The sequence below is a fragment of the Roseateles sp. FW305-36 genome (assembly GCF_058787015.1).
Map to the genome: position 1 here is coordinate 21,755 of NZ_JBYSZK010000022.1, position 25,638 is coordinate 47,392.

Sequence of the window (25,638 nt, forward strand, 5' to 3'; positions counted from 1 at the left end):
GAGGCGACGCAACGAACGTCGCCCTGCCACGGAGACAAACCCCTTGACCGCAAGCATCGAATTCGCCGGTGTCGCCAAGCGCTTCGGCGCCGTCGAAATCATTCCCGACTTCTCGCTGAACATCGCCGCGGGTGAGTTCATCGTGCTGCTCGGCCCTTCGGGCTGCGGCAAGTCCACGCTGCTGCGCATGCTGGCGGGGCTGGAGAGTGTGTCGGGCGGCCGCATCGTCCTCGGCGGCACCGACGTGACCCCGCTGCCGCCGGGCAAGCGCGGCCTGGCCATGGTCTTCCAGCAGTACGCGCTCTATCCCCACATGAGCGTGTTCGACAACATGGCCTTCGGCTTGCGAAATATCGGCATGCGCGATGCCGAGGTGCAGCAGCGCGTGACGGCTGCGGCGCAGATGCTGGAGCTCGACGCGCTGCTGCAGCGCAAGCCCGGCCAGTTGTCCGGCGGCCAGCGCCAGCGCGTCGCCATTGGTCGTGCCGTCGTCAAGGAGCCCAAGGCCTTCCTCTTCGACGAGCCCCTGTCCAACCTCGACGCCAAGCTGCGCAACCGCACCCGCATCGAGATCGCCCGCCTGCACAAGCGCCTGGGCTCGACCATGGTCTTCGTCACACACGACCAGGTCGAGGCCATGACCCTGGCCGACCGCATCGTCGTCATGAACGGCGGCCGCATCGAGCAGGTCGGCCAGCCGATGGAGATCTATCAAAGGCCGCGCACCCGCTTCGTCGCCGGTTTTGTCGGCAGCCCGGCCATGAACTTCCTGCCGGCGCAACGCATGCCGGATGCGCAGGGCTATGTCAGCGTGCGACTGGCCAACGGTGCGGCGCTGCCCACGCAGGTGAAGGCCGCGGGCATCGAGTCGCGCGAACTCTGCATCGGCGTGCGCCCCGAAGGCCTGACGCTGGCCGAGGGCGGCGCCATCACCGGCAACGTCGAGCTGATCGAGCGCCTGGGCGAGCGCAGCCTGGCCCACGTCGGCCTGGGCGATGGCACCGTCGTCGTCGCCGAGGTGCCGGTGCAGCGCCCGCTGGCCCTGGGTGAAGCCGTGAGCCTGCAGCCCGAGCTTGGCCAAGTGCACGTTTTCGACGCTGAAGGCCTGGCGCATCACGCGGACGCTGCATGAGTTCGGCGACCATCAACCGCTCCGCGATGGCCGCGCCCGCCTGGGTGGGCTGGGCCTTCGTCGCGCCCTTCTTGCTGTGCTATCTCGGCCTGCTCGCCGCGCCGGTGCTGGAAGGCTTCTGGCTGTCGCTGAATGCGGTGGACCTGCTGACCGGCAAGGGCCAGTTCGTCGGCCTGGCCAACTTCATCGATTTGGTGAAGGACGAGATCTTTTTGCGCTGCGCCGCCAACACGGTGCTGTTCGCGGCCCTCTGCACGCCGGCCTTTGTCGGCCTTGGTCTCGCGCTGGCGCTGGTGCTGAACCGCCCCGGCAAGCTGGGCGCCTGGCTGCGCGGCACCTTCTTCGCGTCCAACGTGCTGTCGGTGACCGTGGTGACGCTGATCTGGCGCCTGGTGCTGCTGCCCGACCGCGGCCTGTTGAGTCAGGCTTTGCCCGGCTTCGCGCCGCTGACCGACGAGCGCCTGGCCTTGCCCTTCATCGCCCTGGTCACCGTCTGGTGGGGCATCGGCCTGCCGATGACGCTGATCCTCGCGGCGCTGCAGCAGGTGCCCAAGGACCTCTACGAAGCCGCGGCCCTGGACAACGCCAGCCGCTGGCGCTCCTTCCGCTACATCACGCTGCCGGCGCTGCGCCGCACGCTGATCCTCGTCGCCATCGTGCAGCTGCTCGGCCAGTTGCAGGTCTTCGGCCAGGCGCAATTGCTGACCAATGGCGGGCCCAACAACAGCACGCGAACGATGGTGATGTTCATCTACGAGGCGCTGTTCGACCAATGGGCCCTGGGCTACTCGGCCGCCGCGGCGCAGTTGCTCTTCGTGCTGCTGGTGCTGGGCGTGTCCGTGCAGCGCTGGGCGGAAAAACGGGAGGAGGGCGCATGAGAACCTCTCTCTTCGACCGCGCACTGCTGGCCGGCGCCATCGTCCTGGTCCTGCTGTGGATGCTGCCGCTGGCCTGGGTGCTGGCGCTGTCCCTGAAGTCCAACGCCGTGCTGATGGAGCGCACCGACGCGCTGCTGACGACGCCCTTCACGCTGCGCAACTACGCCGACATCCTGGGCAACTCGGCCGTTTTTCGCTGGGTGCTGAACAGCTGCGTCGTGGCCGGCGTGCAGACCCTGCTGGTGCTCTTTTTGTCGTCGCTCGCCGGCTACGGCTTCGCCCGCTGCGACTTCCGCGGCAAGCGCCTCGTCTTCGCGCTGGTGCTCGCGGGCCTCGCCGTGCCCGAGCCGGCCGTCGTCATCCCGCTGCACCGCTTCTTCGCCGAGCTAGGCCTGCACAACAGCTATGCCGGCCTCATCCTGCCGCGCCTGGCCGCGCCCTTCGGCGTCTTCCTGATGACGCAGTTCTTCAAGGCCATCCCGCGCGAGCTGGAGGAGGCGGCGCTGATGGACAACGCCTCGCGCTGGACCATCTACTGGCGCGTCATCCTGCCGCAGACCCTGCCGGCGCAGGCGACCCTGGGCATCTTCAGCTTCCTGGCCGCCTGGAACGACTATCTGTGGCCGCTGATCTCCGCGACCCGGCCCGAGATGTACACGCTGACCCTGGGCCTGGCGTCCACGCAGACCAATTTCGCGCAGTCCGAGGGCCTGGGCTTTCTGATGGCGCAGGCCGTGTTCGCCGCGTTGCCGGTGCTGGTGCTGTATGCCTTCTTCCAGCGCCACATCGTGGCCGCGGTGTCGGGAGGCAAGGCATGAAGCGCCTCGTTCTCCTCGTGACCCTGCTCGCCGGTGCGGCACAGGCCGCGCCGGTCGAGATCACGCTGGCCCGCTTCTTCGGCAGCTGCGATGCCGAATACGGCCAGGTGACCGACCCGTCCCAGGTCAGCAGCGAATGCGGCATCGTCACCGTGCTGACCAACAAGTTCAATGCACGGCAATCGGGCCGCATCCACGTCAACACGCAGGTGGTGGAGCACTCGGCCTACTACCCCCAGCTCGGCGCCCGCATCGTCGGCGGCGACCTGCCGACGATTGCCATCATGCACAGCTCGGTGCTGGGCGACTTCGCCAAGCGCGACCTGCTGCAGCCGCTGGACGACGCCATCGACGCCAGCAGCTTCACGCCCCATGCCCGCCATGGCGTGAGCTTCAGCGGCCATGTGCTGGCCCTGCCCTACGACAGCCACGCCATGATCTGGCACATCAACCTCGGCTTGATGAAGCAGGCCGGGCTGGTCGACGCGCAAGGCCACGCCAGGCAGCCCCACTCGCCGCAGGAGCTGCTCGAACAGGCACGTGCCTTCAAGCGCGCCACCGGCAAGCCCTATTTCGTCTGGCTGACGCTGAACGACCCCAGCTTCTTCGCCCGCGGCGTGCTCGGCTTCGTCAACCAGCAGGGCGGCAGCCTCTTCCCCAAGACCGACCGCGCCATCGCTCTCGATACGCCAGAAGTGAAGGCGGCCATCACGCTGATGCGCACGATCTATGCGGAAGGCCTGTCCACCCGCCACATGGACTACAGCGCCGCGCTGCAGTCCTTCATGTCGGGCGGCGGCGGCGTCATGCTCAATGGCACTTGGCTGCTTGGCCAGCTCAACGACCGCGCGGCCCAGCCCGGCAACCCGCTGAGCCACAGCTACGAGGCCGTGCCCGAGCCCCAGCTCTACGCCAGGCCGGCCACCTGGGCCGATAGCCATGTCTGGGTCATGCTGCGCAACCCGCGCCAGACCGCGGCCGAGCGCGAAGCGGCCCATGCCTTCCTGCGCTTCTTGAATGACGAGAGCCTGGCCTGGGCCCGCACCGGCCAGTTGCCGGCTCGCCAATCCGCGGTCGACAGCCCGGCCTTCAAGTCTTTGCCCATGCGCGCCGCCCTTGGCCCCGTTGCCCAGATTGGCACCGGCCTGCCCACCACCGTCGCGCGCCAGGCCCGCGTGATGGGCCTGCTGGGCGAAACCGTGTCGGCCATCGTCGTCTCGGGCGAGCCTATGGAAGCCACGCTGGCCAAGGGCCAGCAGCGCATCAACCGCCTGCTGGAGCGCGAATCGCGTTTCCTGGCCCAGTGACACGGAGGCAACTCATGGTTTGCGATAGTTTTATAACAAGTAAATTGGCGAATAATCAATTCAATGATCGGAAAGAGCCCTTCGACCCGGGCCTGCGCTGATCACTGAATGAACGGTTTCTGAAGGCCGGCCCGAGGTAGATTGCCAGCGGGCCGGGTGGTGCCAAGCCCTGATCCGGGGCCTCATTGCGCCAAATGTTGCAAGAAAAGTTGTTTGTAATGACTGGATGCCGAGGCCATCGCGCCGCGGCTCAGCACTGAAGGGGATGCGCCGTACGCGGTGCGCAAGATTCATTCATAACCGGCCCAAGGCGGCGCAGTCCGCACCAAGCCTCAGGAGACACAACAATGACCCAGCGATTCACTCTCTCGCCGATCTCGGCCGCCGCCATGCTGGCGCTGGCCCTCGCGGGCCAGCAGGCCGTGGCGCAGGAAGCCGCCAAGCCGGCTGACGCCAACAAGCTGGACCAGGTCGTCATCATCGGCCAGCGCGCCAGCCGCAACGCCGCGGTGCAGTCCAAGCGCGATGCCGACCAGGTCGTCGAATCCATCGTCGCCGACGACATCGGCAAGTTCCCCGACAACACCGTGGCCGAAGCCCTGCAGCGCGTGCCGGGCGTGCAGACCGTCGTGAACTGGAACAACGAAATCGTCAACCCGCTGATCCGCGGCATCGGCGACATCATCACCACCGTCGACGGCCGCGAGATGTTCACCGGCACCGGCCGCGGCTTCGCCTTCCAGGATCTGCCCGCCGAAGCCATCTCGCGCGCCGACGTCTACAAGTCGGCGGGCGCCAACCTCGTCGAAGGCGGCGTGGCCGGCGCCATCGACCTGAAGCTGCGCAAGCCCATGGAGTTCCGCAAGGGCACGACGCTGGTCGTCAACGGCCGCGCCAGCACCGGCGACTTCATCAAGAAGCCCAGCACCAAGCTCGGCGTGCTCGGCTCCTACCGTACCGCCCTGGACGGCGGCGGCGAGATCGGCGCTCTGGTCGACATCTCCTACGCCGACCACAAGTTCAACCGCCCCATCTCCTTCAACTGCGACCCGCGCTCCGGCAACAACGGGCCGGCCGGTGCTCCCGGCGTGGTGCTGCCCACCTGCGTCGGCGGCCTGACCGACACCGGCAACTACCAGCGCCCGCAGGTCAATGCCGCGGTGCAGTGGCGCCCGAACAAGGAGAACGAGTTCTACGTCGACGGCCTGTACGCCGGCTACCGCGCCAAGTTCGGCACCTACTTCATCTTCTCGGACATCTTCGCGGCCCAGAACATCACCAATGCCAAGGCCAGCACCGACTGTTTCGACGCCCACGTCGACGGCGCCGGCTTCCTGGGCGGCTCCGCGCTCGGCGTGCAGCACCTGTGCAACGGCATCTCGGCCACCTTCAACAACGTGCCCGGCCTGACCAGCACCCAGGCCAAGGTCGGCATGACCGACCAGGCCGTGCTGGCCGGCGGCTGGAAGTACAACGCGGGCCCGCTGTCGACGACGCTGGACGTCTCGCACATGCGGTCCAACAACCGCAACCGCAACATCATCGTCGACATCGGCAAGCAGATCGGCTCCGTCAACATCGCCATCAATGACGATGGCCACGGCACCACCGACATGCCCGGCAACCCGCTCGGCTCGGCCACCGACTTCCGCTTCGCCAACTCGCTGTTCCAGGACATCAACAAGGCGAACAGCCGCCAGGACGCCGTGGCCTTCAGCGGCAACTACGAGCTCGGTGGCTTCATCTCCTCCATCGACTTCGGCCTGCGTGCCACCAGCCGCAAGTCCGAGTGGCGCGCCAACCAGGCCGGTGGCCCCGGCGCCCCGGGCGGCAACCGCGTGACCCTGGTCAGCTCGGCCACCAGCCTGCCGGCCGACTTCCTGATCTCGTCGCCCAACTGCATTCCGCAGATCAACGGCTGCCAGCACTGGATGACGCCCAACCCTGATTACCTGCGCGACAACACCGACAAGCTGCGCGTGCTCTACGGCAGCCAGCCCGGCGATCCGGCCTTCGCCCCGGTCAACAACTACGACTCCAGCGAGAAGACCTACGCGGCCTATGTCCAGCCGCACTACGAGACCTCGCTGGGCGGCATGCGCCTGGACGGCGTCTTCGGCGGCCGCCTGGTTCGCTCTGAGCGCACCATCTCCGGCGCCGGCATGGTCAACGGCGTCGTCACGCCGCAGACCGCGACGGGCTCCAAGACCCACTTCCTGCCCAATGCCAGCGCCAAGCTGGAAGTGGCGCCCAACCTGCTGGTGCGCGCCACCGCCGGCGTCACCATGTCGCGCCCCGACCTGGGTGCGCTGAACCCGACGCTGAACTACACGGTGCCGAGCAACCTCAACATTCGTCCCAGCGGCGGCGGTGGCAACCCCGACCTGAAGGACCAGATGAGCACGGCCTACGACCTGTCGGTCGAGAAGTACTTCGGCAAGGGCAGCTATGTGCAGGCGGCCATCTACCAGCGCACGCTGAAGGACCGCGTCGCCAGCGCCTCCTATCCTGAAGTCATCGGCGGCATCACCTACGACATCACCCGCCCGCGCAACGTCGGCAAGGCCACCCTCAGCGGCCTGGAGCTCAGCGCTCAGCAGTTCCTGGACTTCCTGCCCGGCGCGATGAGCGGCCTGGGCGTGTTCGGCAACTACACGCTGGCCGACAGCAAGGTGAAGACCCCGAGCGACCCGCTGTTCGGCAAGCCGCTGCTGGGCGTCTCCAAGCACAGCGCCAACTTCGGCCTGCTCTACGAGAAGTACGGCTTCACCAGCCGCCTGACCTACACCTGGCGCGACAAGTTCAACGAAGGCCAGTTCGGCTGCCTGCTGGCCCCGCCGGCCGAGAACGGCATGACCGTCGCGGCCTGCGACCCCGGCGTGCCGCCGACCTACAACCGCGTCAAGGCCTACGGCCGCCTGGACCTCGCCGTGGGCTACCAGTTCACCGAGCAGCTCAGTGTCAGCTTCAACGCCAACAACCTGACCGGCTCGAAGTACCACAGCTACTTCCAGAACGAGAGCTTCCCGCACGACATCCGTTCGGACGACAAGTTCTACGGCCTGAGCTTCAACTTCAAGCTGTAGGACTGTTGGCCCCTCGTCTGGCCTTGCCTGCTGAACGCGGGCAAGTCTGGTCGGGACCGCGCTGCGCCAGTGCCGCAGCGCTTCGGCAGGCACATCGCGCCCACTGGGCGCAATGTGTCCGGCCGAAGCCCCCGAGGGGACGGCGATGCATGCGGCATTGAGCCGCACGCACATCGCCAAGCGGGCCGGCTCGGGAGCGGCCCAGCGCTCGGCCCGGAAGACCCAGGCACTGATTGACTCCGTGTGGCGCAAGGTTCGGCGCCACCTTCATGCCAGCCTCGTGCACGCTCTCGTTTGAGAGCGTGTCGGGGCGGCCTTTTTCTTTGAGATTGCCATGCAACGACGCCTCGCCCTCGCCGCTCTTGCTGCCGCCGCGCTGCCCGCCTGGGCCGCCGACGGCAAAAAGATCGTCCTCGGCTTTTCGCAGATCGGTGCCGAGTCGGCCTGGCGCACGGCCAATTCGGCGTCCATCAAGCAGGCGGCGAAAGACGCCGGCATCGAGCTGAAGTTCGCCGATGCCCAGCAGAAGCAGGAAAACCAGATCAAGGCGCTGCGCGCCTTCATCGCACAGAAGGTCGACGTCATCGCGTTGTCGCCTGTCGTCGAGACCGGCTGGGGTACGGTGCTGCGCGAGGCCAAGGCCGCGGGCATTCCCGTCATCCTGACCGACCGCCTCGTCAAGGAAGCCGACGAAAGCCTGTGGGTCAGCTTCATGGGCTCGGACTTCGTCGAGGAAGGTCGCCGTGCGGGCCGCTGGCTCGTCGACAAGCTGAAAGCCAATGGGGGTGGCAAGGACGAGGTCCGCATCGTCGAGCTGCAGGGCACCGTCGGCGCCGCGCCGGCCCTGGACCGCAGACAAGGCTTCGAGGAGGCCATCAAGGCCGACCCGCGCCTGAAGATCGTGCGCTCCCAGACCGCGGACTTCAGCCGCGCCAAGGGCAAGGAGGTCATGGAGGCCTTCCTGAAGGCCGAGGCCGGCAAGAAGATCCACGCCCTCTACGCCCACAACGACGACATGGCCCTGGGCGCCATCCAGGCCATCGAGGAGGCTGGCCTCAGGCCCGGCCAGGACATCCTCGTCATCTCCGTCGACGGCGTGCGTGGCGCCTTCGAGGCCATGGTGGCGGGCAAGCTCAACGTGACGGTCGAATGCAGCCCTCTGCTCGGCCCGGCGCTGATGCAGGCCGTCAAGGACCTCAAGGCCGGCAAGACTTTGCCGCGCCGCATGGTGACGGAGGAGGGCGTCTTCCCCGCCGAGGTCGCCGCGAAAGAACTGCCCAGGCGCCGCTACTGATGACGGAAAAGACCGTGGTCCTGCAGGCGCGCGGCGTGGCGCGGGCCTTCAACGGCGTGCCCGCCCTCGTGGACGCGGCGCTGACGCTGCGCGCCGGCGAAGTCCATGTGCTGATGGGCCAGAACGGCGCCGGCAAGTCGACGCTGATCAAGATCCTCGCCGGTGTGCAGGGGCGTGACGGCGGCAGCATAGCCCTCGCCGGCAAGCCATTCGCCGCGCGCACGCCGCTGCAATCGCAAGACGCCGGCATCGCCGTCGTGCACCAGGAGGTGCAGCTCTGCCCCAATCTGTCGGTGGCCGAGAACCTGCTCGCCGGCCGCCAGCCGCGGCGCTGGTGGGGCATTGACTGGAAGCGTACCCACCTCGAGGCCGACGAGGCGCTGCGGCGCCTGGGCCTGGCCGTCGACGTGACGCGCCCGCTCGGCGAACTGCCAGTCGCCATGCAGCAGATGGTCGCCATCGCCCGCGCCCTGCACCAGCAGGCCCGCGTCCTCATCCTCGACGAGCCCACCTCCAGCCTCGACGAGGCCGAGACGACCCGCCTGCTGGCCCTGCTGCGCCAGTTGCGCGGCGAGGGCGTGGCCATCCTCCTCGTCACCCATTTCCTCGACCAGGCCTATGCCGTGGCCGACCGCTTCACGGTGCTGCGCAACGGCGAGTTCGTCGGCGAATACTCGGCCGAGCTGCCGCGCATGAAGCTGGTGCAGCTGATGATCGGCCGCGAGCTGTCGGCGACGACGTCGGAACGCGAAGACCGCGGCGAGACCCGGGCCGCGCCGCTGCTGCAGGCCACCGACCTCGGCCGCGGCAATGCCGTCGGCGGCGTGAATCTCGGTGTCGCGCCCGGCGAGGTGCTGGGCCTGGCCGGCCTGCTCGGCGCCGGCCGCACCGAGACGGCCCGCCTGCTCTTCGGCGCCGACCGTGCCGACCGTGGCGAACTGCGCATCGACGGCAGCCCGCTGCAACTGCGCGGCCCGCGCGATGCCATCCGCGCAGGACTGGCCTTCTGCCCCGAGGAGCGCAAGGTCGACGGCATCGTGGCCGAGCTCAGCGTGCGTGAGAACATCGTGCTGGCACTGCAGGCCCGTCGCGGCGTCTTCCGCATGGTGTCGCCTGCGGCCCAGCGCGAGTTGGCTGAGACTTTCATCCGCCAGCTCGGCATCAAGACCGCCGACGCCGAGACGCCGATGGGTTTGCTCTCCGGTGGCAACCAGCAGAAAGCCATCCTGGCGCGCTGGCTGGCCACCGAGCCGCGACTGCTCATCCTCGACGAGCCCACGCGCGGCATCGACATCGCCGCCAAGCAGGACCTGATGGCTCAGGTGCTGATGCTGTGCCAGAGCGGCATGGCCCTGGTCTTCATCTCCTCCGAGCTGCCCGAGGTGCTGCGCGCCAGTGACCGTGTCGTCGTCATGCGCGAGCGCCGCCAAGTGGCCGAGCTGCCCGCCCAGGGCTTGAGCGAAGCCAAGCTGCTGCATCTGATGGCGGAGGCCGCATGAGGCACGCGGCCATCGTCCTCGTCGCGTTGTGGATGCTGAACGCTGTCCTCAACCCCGGCTTCGTCTCGCTGCGCTGGCAGGACGGCCACGCATACGGCCCGCTGATCGACATCGCCAACCGCGCCGCGCCGCTGATGGTGGTCGCCATGGGCATGACCCTCGTCATCGCGGTGCGCGGCATCGACATCTCCGTCGGTGCCGTCGTTGCCATTACGGCGGCCATTGCGGCCAGCCTCGTCAACGACAGCGGCTCGCTGGCACTCGCGATTGCCGCCGGCCTGGGCGCTGCGGCGGTCTGCGGCCTGTTCAACGGCCTGCTCGTCGTCGCCGGCGGCATCCAGCCCATCATCGCGACGCTGATCCTGATGGTGGCCGGCCGCGGCATCGCCCAGCTCATCACCGACGGCCAGATCCTGACCATCGCCGACGAGCGCTATGCCTTCATCGGCAACGGCTTCCTGTTCGGCCTGCCGTTCGCGCCCTGGCTGGCGCTGGCGCTCGCGCTGCTGCTCGGCGCGCTGAAGCACCGCACGGCGCTCGGCTTGTTCCTGCAGGCCAGCGGCGCCAACCCCGCCGCGGCCCGGCTGGCCGGCGTGCCCGCGGCCGTGCTGCTGCTGGCCGTCTACATCGCCTGCGGCCTGTGCGCCGGCGTGGCCGGGCTGATGATCTCCGCCAACATCAAGAGCGCCGACGCCAACAACGCCGGTCTGATGATGGAGCTGGACGCCATCCTGGCCGTTACGCTGGGTGGCACCTCGCTGCTTGGTGGGCGCTTCAGCTTGCGCGGCAGCCTGCTCGGCGCGCTGATCATCCAGACGCTGACGACCAGCATCTACGCACTCGGCATCGCGCCCGAGGTGACCCTGGTGGTCAAGGCCGCCGTCGTCTTCGCCGTGTCCATCAGCCAGTCGGCGGTGTGGAGGCGCAAGTCATGATGAACCGGCAGAACCTGCCCAGCCTGGCTTCGCTGCTGCTGCTCGTGCTGGCCACCCTCGGCGGCGCCATGGCCTACCCCGGCCTGCTGTCGGGCCAGGTGCTGCTCAACCTGCTCATCGACAACGCCTTCCTGCTGGTTGTCGCCGTCGGCATGAGCTTCGTCATCCTGTCCGGCGGCATCGACCTGTCGGTGGGCTCGGTCGTGGCGCTGACGACCATGGGCCTGGCCTGGGGCGTCGAGCGCGCGCATCTGTCGCCCTGGCTGCTCATCCCGCTGCTCTTGCTGGCCGGCGCGGCCTTCGGTGCGCTGATGGGCTGGGTCATCCATGCCTTCGAGCTGCCGGCCTTCATCGTCACGCTGGCCGGTCTCTTCCTGGCCCGTGGCCTCTGCTATCTGATCAGCGTTGACTCCATCGCCATCGGCGACGAGACCCTGGCCGCCTGGTCGCAGGCGCGCTGGTCGCTCGGGCCATTGGGCGAGATCACGCCGGGCGCGGTCTGCGCGCTGGCGGTGCTGGTGTTCGCCGTGTGGGTGGCGCGCTCGACCGGCTTTGGCCGCGCGGTCTATGCCCTGGGTGGCCAGGCCACGTCGGCGCGGCTGATGGGCCTGCCCGTCGCGGCCACGCGCATCGGCGTCTATGCCGTCAGCGGCCTGTGCGCGGCCCTCGGCGGGGTGCTCTTCGGCATCTACACGCTGTCGGGCTATGGCCTGCATGCCCAGGGCCTGGAGCTGGATGCCATCGCAGCCGTCGTCATCGGCGGCGCCCTGCTCAGCGGTGGCACCGGCCATCTGCTGGGCGCCCTGACCGGCGTGTTGATGCTCGGCCTGATCCAGACCCTGATCCTTTTCGACGGCAGCCTGAGCTCCTGGTGGACGCGCATCGTCATCGGCGCGCTGCTGGGCCTGTTCTGCGGCCTGCAACGCCTTCTGGTGTTGCTTCCCAAGACTCGCCTCCTGGTGCTGCTGAGCGGGCGCCGTCGCGCCATCCCCTGATTCGTTCAACGAGGTCCCTCATGAGACTGCTGATTTCATCTCTCGTCCTGGCGCTGGCCGGCATGGCTGCTCACGCCGAGGACGCCGACAAGCCCTTCGTGCCCGGCGTGCGCCTGACCACGCCCTGGACTGCCGAGGCCGAGAAGGCCGCCGTGCCCCTGCCCGAGTACCCGCGCCCCCAGCTCGTGCGCAAGGAATGGCTCAACCTGAATGGCGCCTGGGACTACTGGGGCGGCAAGGGCGCACCCGATGCCCGCCACGTACCGGCCACGGCGCCGGCCTTCCCGGCCAAGGTCGAGCAGGTGCGCGTGCCCTATCCGGTGGAGTCGCGCCTGTCGGGCATCGAGCGCCTGGGCGAGGTCAACCTCTGGTACCGACGCAGCTTCGAAATCCCCGCCGGCTGGGCCGGCCAGCGCGTGCGCATCAACTTCGGCGCCGTGGACCGCATCGCCACCGTCTACGTCAACGGCACCCGCGTCGGCTTTCATGACGGCGGCTACACGGCCTTCAGCTTCGACATCACCGACCAGCTCAAGGCCGGCCGCAACGAGGTCGTCGTCGCCGCCTTCGACCCCAGCACCGGCGACGGCATGCTGGGCAAGCAGTCGCTCAAGCCCGGCGGCATCTTCTACACGCCGAGTTCCGGCATCTGGCAGACGGTGTGGCTGGAGCCGGTGGGCGCCGCCCACGTGGCGCGGCTGGACGTGACGCCCAATGTCGCCAAGCAGCAGTTGCAGCTCATCGTGCGTGCCGATGCGGAGTCGGAAGTCGAGGCTGTGGCTCTCAAGGACGGCAAACCCGTCGGCCGCGTCACCGGTCGCCCCGGCACCGAGCTGACTATTGGCCTGCCCAAGCCCCGCCTGTGGTCGCCCGACGATCCTTTCCTCTACGACCTCAAGGTCACGCTGCGCCGCAACGACAAGGTGGTCGACCAGGTCGACAGCTATTTCGGCATGCGCAGCATCGCCATCGGCAATGTGGCCGGCGTGCCGCGCCCGCTGCTGAACGGGCGATTCGTCTTCCAGTTCGGCCCGCTGGACCAGGGCTTCTGGCCCGATGGCCTCTACACCGCGCCGACCGACGCCGCGCTGAAGTTCGACCTGCAGGCCACCAAGGACCTGGGCTTCAACATGGTCCGCAAGCACATCAAGGTGGAGCCGGCGCGCTGGTTCTACTGGGCCGACAAGCTGGGCCTGCTGGTCTGGCAGGACATGCCCCAGACCTGGGACGCCGAGACCGACCTGACCGTGCGCACGCGCGCCGAAGGCCAGATGCGCGAGATCGTCGACCAGCTTCGCTCCATGACCTCCATCGTCACCTGGGTCATCTTCAACGAGAGCTGGGGCGACTTCGACCATCGCCGCATGGCCGATGCCTTCAAGGCCCTGGACCCCAGCCGCCTCGTCAACACCCACTCCGGCATCAACTTCGAGCCGGCCGACCAGGGCAAGGGCGACCTCATCGACCTGCACGACTACCCCGGTCCGGCCTGGGTGAACTGGCAGCCCGGCCGCATCGCCGTGCTGGGCGAGTACGGCGGCAACAGCCTGCGCACGCCCGGCCATATGTACCGGCCCGACTCCAAGTGCTGCTACCTGCTCTACGAGAGCAAGGAGGCCGTCACCAAAGTCTATGTCGAGCAGGCCGCGCGGCTGCGCGAGTACGCGGCGACGCAAGGCCTGAGCGCCGCGGTCTATACCGAGACGACCGACGTCGAGGAGGAGCTGAACGGCTTCTTCACCTACGACCGCCAGGTGCAGAAGCTGGACTTCGAGCGCGTGCGCAAGGCCAACCGGGAGCTGATCCAGTTCGGCCGCTGATTCTTTGGGGGCACCCACGCTGAGCGGCCGTCAGAGCCGCCTTCTTCCAATCGACAGGAGACAGGCATGAGAGCTTTGTTCGCTTTGATGATGGCGCTGTGCGCGCTGTTCAGCACGCAGGCCCGCGCGGCCGACGTGGTGCTGAACACCACGCAGGACAGCTTCTACCCGCGCATGATCCGGCTCGCCGCCAGCGGCGCGGCCAACGGGCGGCTGATCGCCTCGCACGACCTCGGCGGCAGCCAGTCGCTGATCTACGAGAGCACCAACCAGGGCGCCAGCTGGACCCAGGTCGGCAGCATCACGGTGCCCGAGACCTGGCATTGCTGCAGCACGCTGTGGGAGGTGCCGCAGACCCTGGGCGCCACCACGGCCGGCACGCTGTTCTGGGCCACCACCGGCCGCAACGGCACCAATGCCTATTCGCTGCGCATCTACCGCAGCACCGACGTGGGTCGCACCTGGACCCAGCTGTCCGTGCCCGCCACCGGCAGCACCGGCATCTGGGAGCCCGAGTTCATCGTCGACAGCGCCGGCCGCCTGCTGATGTTCTATTCCAGCGAGGAGTACAAGGGCAGCGGCTACAACCAGCTGCTGGCCCACAAGGTGTCCACCAACGGCGGCGTGAGCTGGAGTGCCGACACCATCGACGTCGGCATCAGCGACGGCGGCGACCTGCGCCCCGGCATGGCCGTGGTGCGCAGGCTGCCCAACGGCACGTATGCGATGAGTTACGAGATCTGCGGCTCGCGCGGCTGTGACGTCTACATCCGCACCTCCAGCAACGGCAGCAACTGGGGCACGGCCAGCAATATGGGCACGCGGGTCGAGTCCACGGCCGGCCACCACTTCAGCAACACGCCGACCATCACCTGGATGAACGACGGCAGCTCGCAAGGTCGCCTGCTGCTGATCGGCCAGATGCTCCGCCGCAACAGCGACAACAGCGTGGACGAGGACGCCACCGGCCGCGTCTACATGTTCAACACCGCGGGCGGCACCGGCACCTGGACCGAGGCCGCCACGCCGCTGGCCACGCCTGTCTTCACCGGCGGCGACGCCTGCACCAACTACAGCAGCCAGCTGCTGGCCTCGGCGGACAACAGCCGCGTGCTGCAGCTGGCCGGCATGAGCTGCCGCATCCAGTTCGCCAGCGGCCCGTTGAACAATCCCGTCAACGACGGCGTCTACCGCGTCGTCGCCAAGCACAGCGGCCAGGTGCTGGACGTGGCCGGCTGCTCGACGACACCGGGCGCCAATGTGCAGCAGTACAACTGGATCGGCGGCGACTGCCAGCGCTGGAAGGTGGCCAACACCGCCAACGGCATCTACACCATCACCGCCCAGCACAGCGGCCAGGCCCTGGACGTGAACGGCTGCTCCACCGCGGCCGGCGGCAATGTGCAGCAGTACACCGCCAACGGCCTGGCCTGCCAGCAGTGGCGCATCGAGCCGGTGGGTGACGGCTACTACCGCGTCATCAACCAGAACAGCGGCCTGGTGCTGGACGTCAATGCCTGCTCGACGGCGGCGGGCGCCAATGTGCAGCAGTGGACCTGGCTGGGTGGCGACTGCCAGCGCTGGCACTTCGAGCGCGTCAGCCCCAACTCGGTGGCCAACGCCACCTACAAGGTCATCGCCAAGCACAGCAGCCAGGCGCTGGACGTCAATGCCTGCTCGACGGCCGCCGGCGGCAATATCCAGCAGTGGCCCTACAGCGGCGCCAACTGCCAGCGCTGGACAGTGACGCTGATGCCCGACGGCTTCTACGAATTCACCTCGGTCAACAGCGGACTGCGGATGGACGTCGAGAACGCCTCGCTGCAGATGGGCGCCAATGTGCGCCAGTGGACCAGCAACAACGCGCCGGCCCAGCGCTGGGGCATCGAGTCGGTGGGCTCGGGCTACTACCGCATCGTCAGCAAGAACAGCGGCCGGGTGCTCGATGTGGCCGGCTGCTCGACCGCCAACGGCGCCAACGTGGCCCAGTGGGAATGGCTGGGCGGCGACTGCCAGCGTTGGCAGCTCTTGGCGCCCTAAGGAGACTCAATGACGAAGTTGCAAACCTGGCTCGCGGGTTTGCTCATCGCGGTCACGGGCCTGGCCCGTGCTGCCGATGTGGCACCCGGCGGCTATCTCTTCGCCCACATGACGCATGCCCGCTACGGCGTGCTGCACTACGCCGTCAGCACCGACGGCCTGCACTGGAAGCGCCTCAACCAGGGCAAGGCCGTCAACGAGGACTATCACGGCCATCCCTTCATCGTGCAAGGCGGCGATGGCCGCTACTACCTCGTCGGCAACAAGAGCGACGACGATGAGGAGATCCGCTTCTGGGTCTCCGACGACCTCGTCAAATGGACGAAGTTCGGCAGCTACAAGCCCGACCTCGCCGCGGCCGTGGGCCAGCCCCATCCACTGCAGCGCATCGGCGCGCCCAAGCTCTTCTTCGACAAGGCGAGCAAGCAGTTCGTGCTGATGTGGCACACGCCCAATGTGCCCGGCTCGCCCGACGACCCCGAGCGCTACTGGTCCAGCCAGCGCACGCTCTACGTCACCTCACCGGACCTGCGCGAGTTCAAGGGGCCACCCAAGCGGCTGTTCGACTGGGATATGGCCACCATCGACGTCTTCCTCGTCGACAACCCCGAGGGCGGCTATTGCGCGGTGGTCAAGGACGAGCGCTTCCCGTCCTATATCTGGACGACGGGCAAGACCATCCGCATGAGCTGCGCGGCGAACCTGCTCGGCCCCTATCCCGAGCCCGGCCGGCCGCTCAGTCCCGCCTTCCGCGAAGCGCCGACGCTGATCCGCGCGCCCAACGGCCAGGACTGGCTGCTGTATTACGAGCAGTACGCCGGCACCAGCTATGGCCTGTCGATGGCGCCGCGGCTGGAAGGCCCGTGGATCGAGGTCTGGGGCAACTCGGGCATCAAGGAGTGGAACCGCTTCGAGATGCCGGCGACGCTGAGGCACGGCTTCATGATGAGCGTGACGAAGCAGCAGCTCGAAGCGCTGAGCAAGGCCTATCCGGAGTGAGCCGGCGCCTGGCTGTCGATCAACCGCCTCAGCCACGGGCGCAGCGCGAACAGCACGGCGCCGGTGACGAGGCTGCCCACGGCCAGCTGGGTGAACAGCGCGGCGTACTGCGGGTTGGTCGTCAGCGGTGAGCCGTTGACGGGCTGGGACACCATGCCCGAGAAGTCGCCCGCGAACAGCGAGGCCAGGCCCGTCACCAGCATCCAGCTGCCCATCATGATGCCCTGGTATTGGCGCGGCGCCAGGCGGCCGATCATGGCGTAGCCGATGGGCGAGATCAGCAACTCGCCGACGCTCTGCAGCACGTAGCTGAGGAAGAGCCAGAAGAAGTCCGACTTGCCCGTGCCGTCGGCGAAATGGATGCCGACGGGCAGCGCCAGAAAGCCCAGGCCCATCAGCACCAGCGAGGCCGAGAACTGCATCGGGATGTCCACCGGCCAGCCGCGCGCGCGCCAGCGGGCGAACAGCCAGGCCAGCAGCGGCCCACCGATGGCGATGGAGAAGGCGTTGATGTTCTGCACCCACTGCGGCGCCACCGGCACGCCCCAGACATTCATCAGCACATTGCCCACCGCATAGAGCTGCAGGCCGTTGGGCGACATCTGGTAGAGCGACCAGAACACCAGCGAGCCGACGGTCAGCACCAGATAGGCCTGCATGCGCTGCTGCTCGGCTCGCACCGGATGGCGCACGGTCAGGACGACGAGGACGATGGCGACCAGGGCGCAGAAGGCCTTCATGCCGATGGCGGTGTCGCCAGGCTGCTTCAGCAGCCAGACCAGCAGGGGCACCAGGCCGACGAGGATGGCGACGCCGATGGCGAAGCGGCCCCAGAAGTCGGCGCCGCTGCGCTGGATGAGCGGGGTGCTGCGATCGGCCAGCGTGCGCCAGAAGATCAGCGCCACCGCGATGGAGGCGGCATTGCCCAGGGTCGCGAACCAGAACAGCGAGTGGTAGTCCTCGCTGAGCTGGAACACACCCGACACCGTGAAGCCGATGAAGAAGCCGACGTTCATGCCGGCGTAGTTCCACAGGAAGGCGGCCTCGCGGCGGTCGTCCTCGGGCTTGAAGCGCTGCGTCAGCATCATGTTCACGCAGGTCACGTTCAGGCCGCTGCCGGTCAGGAACAGGGCCATGCCCCAGTACAGGCCTTCCAGGCTGCCGCCGGCGACGGTGCCGCAGCCCAGCACCTGCAGCAGCATGCCGCCGACGAAGAGGTTGCGGTTGCTCAGGAAGCGCCCGCCCAGATAGCCGCCAAACAGGTGCAGGCCGTAGTTGAAGGCGCCGAACACGCCGGTGATGAGCGCCGCCTGTTCGCTGGTGAAGCCGTGGTGGCGGGTCGTGTACAGCGTCAGCGTGAACTGCAGGACGGCGAAGCCCAGGGTCGCGAACACCTGGATCAGGAAGAGGACGGCCGAGCCCTCGGGGATGCGGGCCGCCATTTGTTGGAGTCGGTTCATGGGGGCGGGATTGTCCTGGCGCGAAGCCAGGTTTCGTCTGCGTGTCATCCCGCGGACAGGGGCGGGTCAGGCCGCCGACTAGGATGATTTCCTCTCTGCCAGGACCGCCGCCACGATGCCCGCCTTTACGAAAGTTTTCGTCGCCAACCGGGGTGAGGTTGCCCTGCGCGTGTTGCGAGCCCTGCACGACCTGGGGAGCCGCGGCGTGGCCGTGCATGCGGCGGACGACACGCCCGCGGCGGTGGCCGATGAGGTCGTCGCCCTGCCGGGCAGCGGGCCGGCGGCCTATCTGGATGTCGAGGGGCTGGTGGCGGTCGCGAAGCGCAGGGGCTGCGACGCGGTTCACCCTGGCTACGGATTCTTGAGCGAGCGGGCCGACTTCGCTCGTGCCTGTGCGGCAGCGGGCTTGGTCTTCATTGGCGCGACGCCGGAGCAGCTCGAGTTGTTTGGTGACAAGGCCCGCGCCCGCGCGCTGGCCCGGCAATGTGGTGTGCCCGTGCTGGCGGGCAGCGAAGGCGCGCTGACGCTGGAACAGGCCCAGGCCTTCTTTGCCACCCAGGGCGGTGAGGGCCTCATGCTGAAGGCCATCGCCGGCGGCGGTGGTCGTGGCATGCGTGCCGTGACGCGGGCCGAAGATCTGGCCGCTGCCTACGAGCGCTGCCGTTCCGAAGCGCGCTCGGCCTTCGGCATCGACACGGTCTACGCCGAGCGGCTGATGCGCAGCGCCCGGCATATCGAGGTCCAGGTGGTGGGCGACGGCAGTGCGGTGCTGGCCCTGGGCGAGCGCGACTGCACGCTGCAGCAGCGCTTCCAGAAGCTGGTCGAGATCGCGCCCAGCCCGATGCTGAACGAGGCGATGCGTGAGCGTCTGACCGACGCGGCCCTGCGCATGGCTCGCGCAGTGAACTATCGCGGCCTGGGCACCTTCGAATTCCTGGTGGCGGGCGACGACTTCGCCTTCATCGAGACCAATGCACGGCTGCAGGTCGAGCACACCATCACGGAGGAAGTCACGGGCCTGGATCTCGTGCAACTGCAGATCCAGTTGGCCGCCGGCTCTAGCCTGGTCAATCTCGGCTTGACGGTAGCGCCGCAACCGCAGGGCTTTGCCATCCAGTGGCGCATCAATGCCGAGTCCCTGGGCGGCCGGGTTGATCGCCTCGACCTGCCCGCGGGCCCGGGCGTGCGTGTCGATACGCATGTCGTGGCCGGCATGTCGACTTCACCTGACTACGACAGCCTGCTCGCCAAGCTTGTCGTGCGCGGCCCGCGCTTCGAGGATGCGCTCAGGCGCTCGCAGCGGGCGCTGGCGGAATGCCGCATCGAGGGCGTGGCGACCAATGTCGAGTTGCTGCGTCGTCTGGCTGCTCGGCCCGAGCTGGCGAGCGCAGAGCTGCACACTGGCTGGCTGGAAGAGCATCTGGCCGAGCTGGCGCCCGCAGCGCAGCCGGCCGATCCGCATGCCGTTGCTGCGACGACGCCCGGTCGCCTGCTGCAGTTCAGCGTGAAGGTGGGCGACCCCGTGACCACCGGCGCCGAGCTGGCCATCGTCGAGGCCATGAAGATGGAGCATGTCGTTGCAGCCCCGCGCGCCGGCCGCATCGCCGCGCTGAACGTGGCCACGGGCGCCATCGTCGAAGCCGGTCAGCCCCTGGTCCTGCTGGAGCCCGACGACGAAGCCGACGCGCCGACCGAAGCGGGCAGGGCGGCGGGCGACCCCGGCCGCATCCGCCCCGACCTGCAGCGCCTCGTCGACCGCACTGCCTTCACGGCCGATGCGGCACGCCCGGACTCCATCGCCAAGCGCCATGCCCAGGGCCTGCGCTCGGCGCGCGAGAACATCGCCGACCTTTGCGACGCGGCCTCCTTCATCGAATACGGCGCCCTGGCCGTCGCCGCCCAGTCGCGCCGCCGCACGCCCGAAGACCTGATCGCCAACACGCCAGCCGACGGCATCGTGACCGGCATCGGTGCGGTCAACGGCCGCGACTTCGGCGAGGAGAAATCGCGCACCGTCGTCATGGCCTACGACGCCACTGTGCTGGCCGGCACGCAAGGTGCGCGCAACCACGCCAAGACGGACCGCATGCTGGGCATTGCGGCCGAGCAGGCGCTGCCGCTGGTGCTGTTCGCCGAAGGCGGTGGCGGCCGGCCCGGCGATACCGACATGCCCGTGGTCGCCGGCCTGCATGTGCCGACCTTTGCCAGCCATGCGGCGCTGTCCGGCCGAGTGCCCGTCGTCGGCATTGCGGCGGGGCGCTGCTTTGCCGGCAATGCGGCCCTGCTGGGTTGCAGCGACGTCATCATCGCCACGCGGGCCAGCAATATCGGCATGGGCGGCCCGGCCATGGTGGAGGGCGGCGGGTTGGGCGTTTTCAAGCCCGAGCAGATCGGGCCGGCGGCGGTCCAGCATGCCAATGGCGTCATCGACGTGCTGGTGGACGACGAGGCCGGTGCGGTGGCCGCGGCCAAGCACTATCTGTCCTTCTTCCAGGGGCGCATGCCGCAATGGACGGCGCCTGACACGCGAGCCCTGCGCCACGTCGTGCCCGAGAACCGGCTGCGCGTCTACGACAGCCGCGCGGCGCTGCCGGCCCTGTTCGACGAAGGCAGCGTGCTGATGCTGCGCAGCGGCTTCGGCGCCGGCATCCACACGGCGCTGGCGCGCATCGAAGGGCGCCCGGTCGGCGTGCTGGCCAGCAACCCGCTGCACCTGGGCGGCGCCATCGATGCCGATGCGGCCGACAAGGCGGCCCGCTTCATGCAGCTCTGCAATGCTCATGGCCTGCCTCTCGTCAGCCTGATCGACACGCCGGGCTTCATGGTCGGGCCCGACATCGAGGTGCAGGCCCAGGTGCGACATGTCAGCCGCCTCTTCGTCACGGCCGGCGCCTTGCGCGTGCCCTTCTTCGCGGTCGTGCTGCGCAAGAGCTATGGCCTGGGCGCGATGGCGCTTGCGGCCGGTGGCCTGCATCGCCCCCTGTTCACCATCGCCTGGCCGACGGGCGAATTCGGCGCCATGGGCCTGGAAGGGGCGGTGAGGCTGGGCTATCGCAAGGAGCTGGAGGCGCTGCCGGCCGGTGCCGAGCGCGAGGCCCTGTTCCAGCGGCTTGTCGCCCAGCAATACGCCAATGGCGAGGCGATCAATCTCGCAGCGACGCTGGAGATCGATGCGGTGATCGACCCCGCCGAGACGCGCTCATGGCTGGCCCGCGGCCTGGCCTCGGCGATCATCCGGCCCCTGGCCAACTACCGCTTCGTGGACACCTGGTGATGACGGCAAGACTCGATCTCGTGCGTGCCTACTTGGCCGCTTATGCCGCGCGCGACCTTGCCGCCGTGGAGCCCATGTTCGCCGACGCCATCACCCTGCGTGACTGGAAGATCCGCGTTGTCGGCAAGGCCGCGGCCCTGGCCGAGACGCGCAAGAACTTCGAGTCGATCCAGAGCCTGAGCATCGACGTGCTGGCCGCCTACGAGCGGGAAGGCGGTGCCGCGGCCGAACTGAAGATAGGCATCGACGGCAAGGACACGATCCATGTCGTCGACGTGTTCGACTTCGATTCCGAAGGTCGTATCGCCGCCATCCGCGCCTACATCGGCCGCGGCGACGACTGAGTCCATCGCTCTTGCCGGTTCGGCTCAGCCGCCGGCGGCGCCATCCTCGCTGCCGGCGGGCGTGAACGCCGCGCCGTGGGCCACGAGGTAATCGCGGATCAGTCGCCGCACGACTTGCGAGGGCGTCACGTCCTGCTGGGCGCAAAGCGTCTCGAAAGCCTTTTTCTTGTTCGGATCGATCAAGACCGTCAGGCGTGCGGTTTTCTGCTCCATGTCGGCTCCTATGTTAATAATATGATAATTGCATTCAAGGTTAAATCACATTAAATTCGTGTTGTGACGATCACCTTCCTCCACCGCCTCACCGGCAAGCACCGCACGCGGTCGGCCAACCGGCAACTGGGGGCGGTGCTGGCCTTCGTGGCCGGCGCGGTGAATGCGGGCGGCTTCCTGGCGGTGCGGCGCTACACCTCGCACATGACGGGCGTGATCTCCGGCGTGGCCGACGACCTCGCCACCGGTGGCTTCGCGCTGGCGTTGGCGGGCTTGGCCTCGCTGCTGGCCTTTACTGCAGGCGCGGCCTGCACGGCTGTGCTGATCAACTGGGCGCGGCGCCGCCAGATGCATGGCAAATACGCCCTGGCCCTGCTGCTGGAAGCCGGCCTGCTGCTGCTGTTCGGCCTGCTCGGCGCCCATCTCAGCACGCTGGCACACCTGCTGGTGCCGACGGCCGTGCTGCTGCTGTGCTTCATCATGGGCCTGCAGAACGCCATCGTGACCAAGATCTCGCAGGCCGAGATTCGCACCACCCACATGACAGGGGTGGTGACCGACCTGGGCATCGAGCTGGGCCGCCTGCTTTACTGGAACCGCTCGACCGACCCCGGCTCGGTGCACTTCGTGCGCGCCAACCGCGACAAGCTGCGAATCCACGGCATCGTGCTCGGCCTGTTCTTCCTGGGCGGCGTCGTCGGCGCCCTGGCCTTCAAGCATTTCGGCTTCACGGCCACCCTTCCCATCGCGCTGCTGCTGGTACTGATGGCGTCGCCGCCGCTGATCGTCGACCTGCAGCGCGCCTGAATCCTGTTCCCTATGCCCGATACCGCCGACGCCACGCCGTTCATCAAGCCCTTCGTCTACGAAACCCTGGACAGCAAGGCCCTGCACTTCTCGATCTGCGAGATCCAGAGCCGCATGCGCATCGACCGTCCTCATGCGCTGGACCTCGCCTATACGCGCACGATGATGGCCTTCCTGCTGTTCGTGCCGCAGCCCGAGCGGCTGGCGATGATCGGTCTCGGTGGTGGGTCGCTGGTCAAGTTCTGCCACCGCCACCTGCCGGGGACGCACCTCGAGGTCGTCGAGATCAACCCCCACGTCATCGCCTTGCGCGACGACTTCCGCATACCGCCCGACGACGGGCGACTGCAGATCCGCCGCGGCGACGGCGCCGACTTCGTGCGCCAGGGCCGCAGCCGGCTGGACGTGCTGCTCGTGGACGGCTTCGACCACGAGGGGCAGCCGCCGGCGCTGTGCTCGCAGGCCTTCTACGACGACTGCCGCGACATCCTGCGTGCCGACGGCATGCTGGTGGTCAATCTGCACACCGCCCACCCCGAGTTCGCCCTGCATGCCGCCCGCATCGAGAAGGCCTTCGACGACGACGTGCTCTTCGTCAGCGACAGCGAGTGCAGCAACACCATCGCATTTGCCGGACCCGGCGTCACTTCGGAGGGCGCGCGTCCCGGCGTACCGCGTCGGCCGGGGCGGTTCGACCGCCACGCCTGGGGCGAGCTCGTGCCCGCATTCGCGCAGGTGGCGGACGCACTGCAGCAGCGCCGCCGCGGCGAACAAGCGGCTACGGGTTCGCGCCCTTCAAGGCTGCCAGCGTGAACACATAGCTGTCCGCTGCCTTGGGCTGGTGGCAGGCCAGGCAGCGTGGCTGCTGCAGGGCAATGCGGGGCGTGCCGTCGGCGCTCCAGACGCCGTAGTTCCAGTTGCCGTTGCGCAGCAGCGGCGGGATGGCATCGCCCCAGCCGGCACGGGTCTCCATGCCGACGTAGGTCTTGACCGCACCCGGCGTCCAGCGGCCGTCGGCGGCGATCTGCGGCGTGTAGTTGACCGTCAGCAGGATGGATCCTTCGGGCAAGGGCTTGCCGGCGCGCGCGGCATCGACGGCCAGCTTGTTGGCATAGCGCAGCGTCAGCGTCTTGTTGGCCTCGTCCTGCTCGCGCTTGTATTCGACGAACGCCTGCGGGAAGTCCTTGGGCAGGGCCATGGCCGACAGGCTTGCCGCATGCGGCGCGGCCGGCGTCGCATCGGCCGGAGAGGGCGGCAGGCTGCTCCAGTAGGTCGCCAGCACCTTGATGTCGTCCGTCGACAGCTGGGCCGCGATGGCGGCCATCAGGTCGTTCTTGCGCGTGCCGGCCTTGAAGGCTTCGAGCTGGCGCGACAGATAGGTGGCCTTCTGGCCGGCGAGATTGGGGATGTCCGGCGCGACGCTGACACCCGCGGCGCCATGGCAGGCTTGACAGGTCGCGACCTTGGCGGGCGGCGCTTCGGCCAGCGTGGCGGAGCTGGCGAAGAGGGCGGCCAGCAGCAGGGGGCGGTGCAGGGGCATGGCGGGCTCCGTGACGGCGGAGCCGCGAGCTTAAGCCTTTGCGGGACGGAAGGAGCGATAGGCGCCGCGCCGCTCCGGCCGGCTCAGCACCAGCTGCCACAGCTGGCCCTGGCGGGAGCGGAAGAAGCCGGCGCAGCTCAGCAGGTAGTAGCGGAACATGCGGCGCAAGCCCTCTTCGTAGCGGGGCGCGAGGCGCGGCCAGGCGGCCTCGAAGCGCTCGGCCCAGGCCATCAGCGTGCGGTCATAGTCCGGGCCGAAGTTGTGCCAGTCCTCGATGAGGAAGCGGCCTTCGACGGCGCCAGCCAGTTCGGCCGGCGAGGGCAGCTTGCCGTTGGGGAAGATGTAGCGCTCGATCCAGGGATCGGTGTGCGGCGCGCGGCGGTCCACGCCGATGCTGTGCAGCAGGAAAAGGCCGTCGGGCGCCAGCAGGCGGCGCGCGGTGTCGAAGTAGGTGGCGTAGTTCTTCAGGCCGACATGCTCGAACATGCCGACCGACACGATCTTGTCGAAGCGGCCCTGCAGCGATCGGTAGTCCTGCAGCAGCAGCCTGATGGGCAGGCCTTGGCAGCGCTGCTCGGCGAGGGCCAGTTGCTCCCTGCTGACGGTGATGCCGGTGACGCGCACGCGGTGGTGCTCGGCCGCGTAGCGCGCCAGCCCGCCCCAGCCGCAGCCGATGTCCAGCAGGGTCTCGCCCGGCTGGAGCTCGAGCTTGCGGCAGATCATGGCCAGCTTGTGCTGCTGGGCCTCCTCCAGATCCGCGGCATGTTCCCAGTAGGCGCAGGAATAGATCATGCGCGAATCCAGCATGGCCTCGAAGACGTCGTTGCCGGCGTCGTAGTGACGCTCGCCGACCTGGTGAGCGCGCTCGACGCTCTGGCGGTTGAAGAGGCGCTGGCGCAGGCTCTCCATGACGAGCTGCAGCTTGGCCAGGCCGGGCACGGTGCGGTCGAGGTCGGCACGCAGCAGGCGCTCGAACATCATGTCCAGGCGCTCGCAGTCCCAGTCGCCGTCCACGTAGGACTCGCCGGCACCGAGTGACCATTGCGTCAGCAGGCGGTGGTAGAGGCGGTTGTGGTTGACGCGCAGGTCCCAGGGCCGGCCGCCGTTGAAATGCACGTCGGCGCGCGCCAGCAGTTCGCGCAGGATGGTCGGCGCTTCGAGAGGGAGGGCGGGCACGGACAGCATGTGCGGCAAGGA

20 protein-coding genes are annotated in these 25,638 nt (G+C 68.3%); 16 read left to right on the forward strand and 4 right to left on the reverse strand.

What is annotated here, in order from left to right; genetic code table 11:
• Positions 1-43 precede the first annotated feature (43 nt).
• The 12 genes from AC3WOE_RS28330 to AC3WOE_RS28385 all read left to right on the forward strand — a co-directional run bounded on the left by AC3WOE_RS28330 (position 44) and on the right by AC3WOE_RS28385 (position 16,803).
• On the forward strand, positions 44-1,132 hold the full coding sequence (locus AC3WOE_RS28330; protein WP_492695440.1) for an ABC transporter ATP-binding protein: 1,089 nt from the start codon (positions 44-46) through the stop codon (positions 1,130-1,132).
• A complete protein-coding gene (locus AC3WOE_RS28335) occupies positions 1,129-2,010 on the forward strand; it encodes a carbohydrate ABC transporter permease (RefSeq protein ID WP_492695442.1) in 882 nt (293 codons plus the stop codon). The genes AC3WOE_RS28330 and AC3WOE_RS28335 overlap by 4 nt, the downstream gene beginning before the upstream one ends.
• Positions 2,007-2,828 (forward strand): carbohydrate ABC transporter permease, encoded by an 822-nt coding sequence (locus AC3WOE_RS28340; RefSeq protein WP_492695444.1) that lies wholly within the window; start codon positions 2,007-2,009, stop codon positions 2,826-2,828. Before AC3WOE_RS28335 ends, AC3WOE_RS28340 begins: the two co-directional genes overlap by 4 nt.
• Positions 2,825-4,135 (forward strand): extracellular solute-binding protein, encoded by a 1,311-nt coding sequence (locus AC3WOE_RS28345; protein ID WP_492695446.1) that lies wholly within the window; start codon positions 2,825-2,827, stop codon positions 4,133-4,135. The genes AC3WOE_RS28340 and AC3WOE_RS28345 overlap by 4 nt, the downstream gene beginning before the upstream one ends.
• A 347-nt stretch (positions 4,136-4,482) precedes the next feature.
• Positions 4,483-7,221, forward strand: a complete 2,739-nt coding sequence (locus AC3WOE_RS28350; RefSeq protein WP_492695448.1) for a TonB-dependent receptor — start codon at positions 4,483-4,485, stop codon at positions 7,219-7,221.
• Between the two features lie 334 nt (positions 7,222-7,555).
• On the forward strand, positions 7,556-8,515 hold the full coding sequence (locus AC3WOE_RS28355) for an ABC transporter substrate-binding protein (RefSeq protein WP_492695450.1): 960 nt from the start codon (positions 7,556-7,558) through the stop codon (positions 8,513-8,515).
• A complete protein-coding gene (locus AC3WOE_RS28360) occupies positions 8,515-10,014 on the forward strand; it encodes a sugar ABC transporter ATP-binding protein (RefSeq protein ID WP_492695451.1) in 1,500 nt (499 codons plus the stop codon). The genes AC3WOE_RS28355 and AC3WOE_RS28360 overlap by 1 nt, the downstream gene beginning before the upstream one ends.
• The gene (locus AC3WOE_RS28365; protein ID WP_492695453.1) at positions 10,011-10,949 is read left to right on the forward strand and encodes an ABC transporter permease; all 939 of its coding nucleotides are present in this window, start codon (positions 10,011-10,013) and stop codon (positions 10,947-10,949) included. The genes AC3WOE_RS28360 and AC3WOE_RS28365 overlap by 4 nt, the downstream gene beginning before the upstream one ends.
• Positions 10,949-11,944, forward strand: a complete 996-nt coding sequence (yjfF, locus tag AC3WOE_RS28370) for a galactofuranose ABC transporter, permease protein YjfF (protein WP_492695574.1) — start codon at positions 10,949-10,951, stop codon at positions 11,942-11,944. The genes AC3WOE_RS28365 and yjfF overlap by 1 nt, the downstream gene beginning before the upstream one ends.
• Before the next feature lie 20 nt (positions 11,945-11,964).
• Complete coding sequence (locus AC3WOE_RS28375) at positions 11,965-13,764, forward strand: sugar-binding domain-containing protein (RefSeq protein ID WP_492695455.1); 1,800 nt, start codon at positions 11,965-11,967, stop codon at positions 13,762-13,764.
• A 66-nt stretch (positions 13,765-13,830) separates the two neighbouring features.
• Positions 13,831-15,804, forward strand: a complete 1,974-nt coding sequence (locus AC3WOE_RS28380) for an RICIN domain-containing protein (protein ID WP_492695456.1) — start codon at positions 13,831-13,833, stop codon at positions 15,802-15,804.
• A 9-nt stretch (positions 15,805-15,813) separates the two neighbouring features.
• Entirely contained in the window at positions 15,814-16,803 is a 990-nt protein-coding gene (locus tag AC3WOE_RS28385) for a glycoside hydrolase family protein (protein ID WP_492695458.1), read from the forward strand.
• Here the strand turns inward: AC3WOE_RS28385 and AC3WOE_RS28390 are convergent.
• Positions 16,791-18,263, reverse strand: a complete 1,473-nt coding sequence (locus AC3WOE_RS28390) for a peptide MFS transporter (protein ID WP_492695460.1) — start codon at positions 18,261-18,263, stop codon at positions 16,791-16,793. The two genes, AC3WOE_RS28385 and AC3WOE_RS28390, sit on opposite strands and share 13 nt — an antisense overlap.
• 115 nt (positions 18,264-18,378) lie before the next feature.
• On the opposite strand from AC3WOE_RS28390, the gene AC3WOE_RS28395 reads away from it, so the two are divergent.
• A complete protein-coding gene (locus AC3WOE_RS28395) occupies positions 18,379-21,537 on the forward strand; it encodes an acetyl-CoA carboxylase family protein (RefSeq protein WP_492695461.1) in 3,159 nt (1,052 codons plus the stop codon).
• Positions 21,537-21,881, forward strand: a complete 345-nt coding sequence (locus AC3WOE_RS28400) for a nuclear transport factor 2 family protein (protein ID WP_492695463.1) — start codon at positions 21,537-21,539, stop codon at positions 21,879-21,881. The genes AC3WOE_RS28395 and AC3WOE_RS28400 overlap by 1 nt, the downstream gene beginning before the upstream one ends.
• A gap of 24 nt (positions 21,882-21,905) precedes the next feature.
• On the opposite strand, the gene AC3WOE_RS28405 is transcribed toward AC3WOE_RS28400, so the two are convergent.
• Positions 21,906-22,094: a CopG family transcriptional regulator gene (locus AC3WOE_RS28405; protein ID WP_492695465.1), complete on the reverse strand. Its 189-nt coding sequence runs from the start codon at positions 22,092-22,094 to the stop codon at positions 21,906-21,908.
• Between the two features lie 63 nt (positions 22,095-22,157).
• Here AC3WOE_RS28405 and AC3WOE_RS28410 point away from each other — a divergent pair, with 63 nt between their 5' ends.
• A complete protein-coding gene (locus AC3WOE_RS28410) occupies positions 22,158-22,901 on the forward strand; it encodes a YoaK family protein (protein WP_492695467.1) in 744 nt (247 codons plus the stop codon).
• 12 nt (positions 22,902-22,913) lie between these two features.
• Positions 22,914-23,714: a spermine/spermidine synthase domain-containing protein gene (locus AC3WOE_RS28415; RefSeq protein WP_492695469.1), complete on the forward strand. Its 801-nt coding sequence runs from the start codon at positions 22,914-22,916 to the stop codon at positions 23,712-23,714.
• Here AC3WOE_RS28415 and AC3WOE_RS28420 read toward each other — a convergent pair.
• Together AC3WOE_RS28420 and cfa are read right to left on the reverse strand one after the other, a co-directional pair.
• Positions 23,680-24,441 (reverse strand): cytochrome P460 family protein, encoded by a 762-nt coding sequence (locus AC3WOE_RS28420; RefSeq protein WP_492695471.1) that lies wholly within the window; start codon positions 24,439-24,441, stop codon positions 23,680-23,682. The genes AC3WOE_RS28415 and AC3WOE_RS28420 overlap by 35 nt on opposite strands.
• A 30-nt stretch (positions 24,442-24,471) precedes the next feature.
• Positions 24,472-25,626 carry a cyclopropane fatty acyl phospholipid synthase gene (cfa, locus tag AC3WOE_RS28425; protein WP_492695576.1) on the reverse strand — a complete coding sequence of 385 codons (1,155 nt, stop codon included), beginning with the start codon at positions 25,624-25,626 and terminating at the stop codon, positions 24,472-24,474.
• Between the last annotated feature and the right edge of the window lie 12 nt (positions 25,627-25,638).

What these genes read in the sequence shown, in the direction of transcription:
- yjfF (WP_492695574.1), top strand. Translation starts at nt 10,949, where the DNA reads ATGAACCGGCAGAACCTGCCCAGCCTGGCTTCGCTGCTGCTGCTCGTG.
- AC3WOE_RS28405 (WP_492695465.1), bottom strand. Translation starts at nt 22,094, where the DNA reads ATGGAGCAGAAAACCGCACGCCTGACGGTCTTGATCGATCCGAACAAG.
- AC3WOE_RS28335 (WP_492695442.1), top strand. Translation starts at nt 1,129, where the DNA reads ATGAGTTCGGCGACCATCAACCGCTCCGCGATGGCCGCGCCCGCCTGG.
- AC3WOE_RS28380 (WP_492695456.1), top strand. Translation starts at nt 13,831, where the DNA reads ATGAGAGCTTTGTTCGCTTTGATGATGGCGCTGTGCGCGCTGTTCAGC.
- cfa (WP_492695576.1), bottom strand. Translation starts at nt 25,626, where the DNA reads ATGCTGTCCGTGCCCGCCCTCCCTCTCGAAGCGCCGACCATCCTGCGC.
- AC3WOE_RS28350 (WP_492695448.1), top strand. Translation starts at nt 4,483, where the DNA reads ATGACCCAGCGATTCACTCTCTCGCCGATCTCGGCCGCCGCCATGCTG.
- AC3WOE_RS28355 (WP_492695450.1), top strand. Translation starts at nt 7,556, where the DNA reads ATGCAACGACGCCTCGCCCTCGCCGCTCTTGCTGCCGCCGCGCTGCCC.
- AC3WOE_RS28365 (WP_492695453.1), top strand. Translation starts at nt 10,011, where the DNA reads ATGAGGCACGCGGCCATCGTCCTCGTCGCGTTGTGGATGCTGAACGCT.
- AC3WOE_RS28400 (WP_492695463.1), top strand. Translation starts at nt 21,537, where the DNA reads ATGACGGCAAGACTCGATCTCGTGCGTGCCTACTTGGCCGCTTATGCC.
- AC3WOE_RS28395 (WP_492695461.1), top strand. Translation starts at nt 18,379, where the DNA reads ATGCCCGCCTTTACGAAAGTTTTCGTCGCCAACCGGGGTGAGGTTGCC.
- AC3WOE_RS28385 (WP_492695458.1), top strand. Translation starts at nt 15,814, where the DNA reads ATGACGAAGTTGCAAACCTGGCTCGCGGGTTTGCTCATCGCGGTCACG.
- AC3WOE_RS28390 (WP_492695460.1), bottom strand. Translation starts at nt 18,263, where the DNA reads ATGAACCGACTCCAACAAATGGCGGCCCGCATCCCCGAGGGCTCGGCC.
- AC3WOE_RS28420 (WP_492695471.1), bottom strand. Translation starts at nt 24,441, where the DNA reads ATGCCCCTGCACCGCCCCCTGCTGCTGGCCGCCCTCTTCGCCAGCTCC.
- AC3WOE_RS28375 (WP_492695455.1), top strand. Translation starts at nt 11,965, where the DNA reads ATGAGACTGCTGATTTCATCTCTCGTCCTGGCGCTGGCCGGCATGGCT.
- AC3WOE_RS28340 (WP_492695444.1), top strand. Translation starts at nt 2,007, where the DNA reads ATGAGAACCTCTCTCTTCGACCGCGCACTGCTGGCCGGCGCCATCGTC.
- AC3WOE_RS28415 (WP_492695469.1), top strand. Translation starts at nt 22,914, where the DNA reads ATGCCCGATACCGCCGACGCCACGCCGTTCATCAAGCCCTTCGTCTAC.
- AC3WOE_RS28360 (WP_492695451.1), top strand. Translation starts at nt 8,515, where the DNA reads ATGACGGAAAAGACCGTGGTCCTGCAGGCGCGCGGCGTGGCGCGGGCC.
- AC3WOE_RS28345 (WP_492695446.1), top strand. Translation starts at nt 2,825, where the DNA reads ATGAAGCGCCTCGTTCTCCTCGTGACCCTGCTCGCCGGTGCGGCACAG.